Raw genomic sequence first — 4155 nt, 5'->3', positions numbered from 1 at the left:
AGAACCTGGCCACGCTCGACTTCTTCACGGCCGACGCCGCGGATCAGCGCACCGACGTTATCGCCAGCCTGGCCCTGGTCGAGCAGCTTGCGGAACATTTCGACGCCGGTGACGACGGTCTTCTTGGTGTCCTTGATGCCGACGATTTCGACTTCTTCACCAACCTTGACGATGCCGGTTTCGATACGGCCGGTGACGACGGTGCCGCGACCCGAGATCGAGAACACGTCTTCGATCGGCATCAGGAAGGGCTTGTCGAGCGGACGCTCGGGCTGCGGGATCCACGCATCGACGGCTTCCATCAGCTTCAGGATCGCGTCCTTGCCGATGGCGTCGTCGCGGCCTTCGAGAGCGGCGAGAGCCGAACCCGGGATGATCGGGATATTGTCGCCGTCGAAGTCGCGCTTCGAAAGTTCTTCGCGGATTTCGAGTTCGACGAGTTCGAGCAGCTCGGGATCGTCCAGCTGGTCGACCTTGTTGAGGAAGACGACCATGGTCGGAACGCCGACCTGCTTCGCGAGCAGGATGTGCTCCTTGGTCTGCGGCATCGGGCCATCAGCGGCCGACACGACGAGGATCGCGCCGTCCATCTGGGCGGCACCGGTGATCATGTTCTTCACATAGTCGGCGTGGCCCGGGCAATCGACGTGCGCATAGTGGCGGGCGCCGGTTTCATATTCGACGTGCGCGGTCGAAATGGTGATGCCGCGCTCGCGCTCTTCGGGCGCCTTGTCGATGTTCGCGAAGTCGACGGCGACGCCGCCCGACGTTTCGGCGAGCACCTTGGTGATCGCTGCGGTCAGCGAGGTCTTGCCATGGTCGACGTGACCGATGGTGCCGATGTTGCAGTGCGGCTTGTTCCGCTCGAATTTTGCCTTGGCCATGATTTTACCCTTGTCCTTCGTCTGGCGTGTCTAAATGCTCAGAAAATTGTTCAGTCGGCGGACCGCCTGTTGAAACAGGCGCCGCCCTTAGTCGGCTTTGCAGAAGAGGGCAAGCCCTGCGGGGTGAAAGCGGCCCGAAAGCCATCCACCCCGCAAAAAAGCTTACGCCATTTTGGCTTTCACCTCTTCGGCGACATTTGTCGGCACTTCCTCATAATGCGAGAATTGCATCGAATATTGTGCGCGGCCCTGCGTGAAGCTGCGCAGCTGGTTGACGTAGCCGAACATGTTCGCCAGCGGCACCATCGCCTCGACGACCTGGGCGTTGCCCCGGCTGTCGGTGCCCTGGATCTGACCGCGGCGGCTGTTGAGATCGCCGATCACGTCGCCCATGAAATCCTCGGGCGTCGTCACTTCGACCTTCATCACCGGCTCGAGCAGCTTGATACCGGCTTTCGCCGCCACTTCGCGCATCGCTGCACGGCCTGCGATTTCGAACGCCAGCGCCGACGAGTCGACGTCGTGATAGGCGCCGTCGGTCAGCTTGATTTCGAAATCGATGATCGGGAAGCCGATCATGTGGCCGTTCTCGGCGCTCTCGCGCATGCCCTTTTCAACCGACGGGATATATTCGCGCGGGATGTTGCCGCCCTTGATCTCGTCGCTGAAAACAATGCCCGAACCGCGTTCGCCGGGAACAACCGTCACCTTGACGCGGCCGAACTGGCCCGAGCCACCCGACTGCTTCTTGTGGGTGTAATCGACGTCGACAGCCTTCGCGAGCGATTCGCGATACGCCACCTGCGGCGCCCCGACATTCGCCTCGACCTTGAACTCGCGGCGCATGCGATCGACGAGGATGTCGAGGTGAAGCTCGCCCATGCCCTTGATGATCGTCTGGCCCGATTCATGGTCGGTCGACACGCGGAACGAGGGATCCTCGGCGGCCAGGCGGTTGAGCGCGATGCCCATACGTTCCTGGTCGGCCTTGGTCTTCGGTTCCACCGACAGTTCGATAACGGGATCGGGGAAGACCATGCGTTCGAGGATGATCGGCGCGTTGGTGGCGCAGAGCGTGTCCCCGGTCGTGGTTTCCTTGAGGCCCGCAAGCGCAACGATGTCGCCGGCAAAGGCTTCGTCGATGTCTTCGCGGCTGTTCGCGTGCATCAGCAGCATGCGGCCGATCTTTTCCTTCTTGTCCTTGACCGAGTTCAGGTAGGTGCCCTTGGTCAGGGTGCCCGAATAGATGCGGGCGAAGGTCAGCGAGCCGACGAACGGGTCGTTCATGATCTTGAACGCCAGCAGCGACAGCGGCGCATCATCGGCCGGCGGACGCGAATCGGGGGTCTCGCCGTCGAGCTTGAGGCCCTGGACGTCGGGAATGTCGAGCGGGCTCGGCAGATAGTCGACGACGGCGTCGAGCAACGGCTGGACGCCCTTGTTCTTGAACGCCGAGCCGCAGCAGACGGGGACGAACGACTGGTTCAGCGTGCCCTTGCGGATCAGGCGCTTCAGCGTGTCGACGTCGGGTTCGTCGCCGCCCAGATAGGCTTCCATGACATCATCGTCTTGCTCGACGGCCATCTCGATGAGGTTGGTGCGGTATTCGGCGGCCTTGTCGGCGAGGTCGGCCGGGATCTCTTCATAGAAGAATTCGGCGCCCAGCGCTTCGTCCTTCCAGACGATCGCGCGGTTGTGGACAAGGTCGACGAGGCCCTTGAGGTCGGCTTCGATCCCGATCGGGATGTACAGCACGGCCGGGCGCGCACCGAGGCGATCGATGATCGACTGGACGCAATATTCGAAGTTCGCACCGGTGCGGTCGAGCTTGTTGATGAAGCACATGCGCGGCACGCCGTAACGGTCGGCCTGGCGCCACACGGTTTCCGACTGCGGCTCGACGCCGGCAACGCCGTCGAAGCACGCCACGGCACCGTCGAGCACGCGGAGCGAACGCTCGACTTCGATGGTGAAGTCGACGTGCCCGGGGGTGTCGATGATGTTGATCCGGTGGTCGTTCCAGAAGCAGGTGGTCGCAGCCGACGTGATCGTGATGCCGCGCTCTTGCTCTTGTTCCATCCAGTCCATCGTCGCGGCGCCGTCATGGACTTCGCCGATCTTGTAGGACTTGCCGGTGTAATAGAGGATGCGCTCGGTCGTCGTGGTCTTGCCGGCGTCGATGTGCGCCATGATCCCAATGTTGCGATATTTGTCGAGCGGATGGCTGCGTGCCATGAGAGGTTCCTTAAGTAGCGGGGGGAGGCTTTGTCGGCCTCCCCCAATATAGGAAGGATTGTTACCAGCGGTAGTGGCTGAACGCGCGGTTGGCTTCGGCCATGCGATGCGTGTCTTCGCGCTTCTTCACCGCGTTGCCGCGATTGTTCGACGCGTCGAGCAGTTCGCCCGACAGCCGCGCAGCCATCGTCGTTTCGCTGCGGTTGCGCGCGGCGGTGATCAGCCAGCGGATCGCGAGCGCCTGCGCACGGTCCGGACGGACTTCGACGGGAACCTGGTAGGTCGCACCGCCGACGCGGCGGCTGCGGACTTCGATGTTCGGGCGGATGTTCGCCAGCGCTTCGTGGAACACGCCGATCGGTTCCTTCTTGGCACGGGCTTCGACCGATTCGAGCGCACCGTAAACGATGCTTTCGGCGACGGACTTTTTCCCGTCCAGCATGACGCTGTTCATGAATTTCGACAGCACCGTATCACCGAAACGGGGATCGGGCAGGATTTCGCGGCGTTCAGGACGACGACGACGAGCCATAGGTAATTCCTTTTACAACAGCATCCCGGCGCCAAGGCAGCCTGGGATGATCAAATAGCCGAAAAAGCGGTCCTTACTTCGGACGCTTGGCGCCGTACTTCGAACGGCTCTGCTTGCGGTCCTTCACACCCTGCGTATCGAGCACGCCGCGCAGGACGTGGTAACGCACACCGGGAAGATCGCGGACACGGCCGCCGCGGATCAGCACAACGCTGTGTTCCTGGAGGTTGTGGCCTTCGCCGGGGATGTAGGTGATGACCTCGCGCTGGTTGGTCAGGCGGACCTTCGCAACCTTGCGGAGCGCCGAGTTCGGCTTTTTCGGGGTCGTCGTGTAGACACGGGTGCAAACGCCGCGCTTTTGCGGGTTTGCGTCCATCGCCGGGACCTTGGACTTCACCTTCTGGGGAGTCCGGCCCTTGCGGACCAGCTGGTTGATCGTGGGCATGAATGCTTCACCTTTAAATGTCCGCCCATCAAAGCGAACGGTTACTGTACTGCGGTGGA

At 62.1% G+C, this 4155-nt stretch carries 4 protein-coding genes; all 4 read right to left on the bottom strand.

Translation table 11 applies throughout. From position 1 onward, the window contains the following. Positions 1-884, bottom strand: an 884-nt coding sequence (gene tuf, locus V6M50_RS19945; protein WP_332820331.1) for an elongation factor Tu, incomplete at its 3' end; no start/stop codon positions are given. A gap of 162 nt (positions 885-1046) precedes the next feature. Beyond that, positions 1047-3119: an elongation factor G gene (gene fusA / locus V6M50_RS19940; protein WP_332820330.1), complete on the bottom strand. Its 2073-nt coding sequence runs from the start codon at positions 3117-3119 to the stop codon at positions 1047-1049. 61 nt (positions 3120-3180) lie between these two features. Further along, the gene (gene rpsG / locus V6M50_RS19935; protein ID WP_310087357.1) at positions 3181-3651 is read right to left on the bottom strand and encodes a 30S ribosomal protein S7; all 471 of its coding nucleotides are present in this window, start codon (positions 3649-3651) and stop codon (positions 3181-3183) included. A 73-nt stretch (positions 3652-3724) separates the two neighbouring features. Further along, the gene (gene rpsL, locus V6M50_RS19930) at positions 3725-4096 is read right to left on the bottom strand and encodes a 30S ribosomal protein S12 (RefSeq protein WP_037515637.1); all 372 of its coding nucleotides are present in this window, start codon (positions 4094-4096) and stop codon (positions 3725-3727) included. Positions 4097-4155 lie beyond the last annotated feature (59 nt).

Source organism: Sphingopyxis sp., from assembly GCF_036675685.1.
Taxonomy (GTDB): Bacteria; Pseudomonadota; Alphaproteobacteria; order Sphingomonadales; family Sphingomonadaceae; genus Sphingopyxis.
Note: the sequence above shows the minus strand (reverse complement) of the source record. Positions and strands in the feature narration are given on the sequence as shown.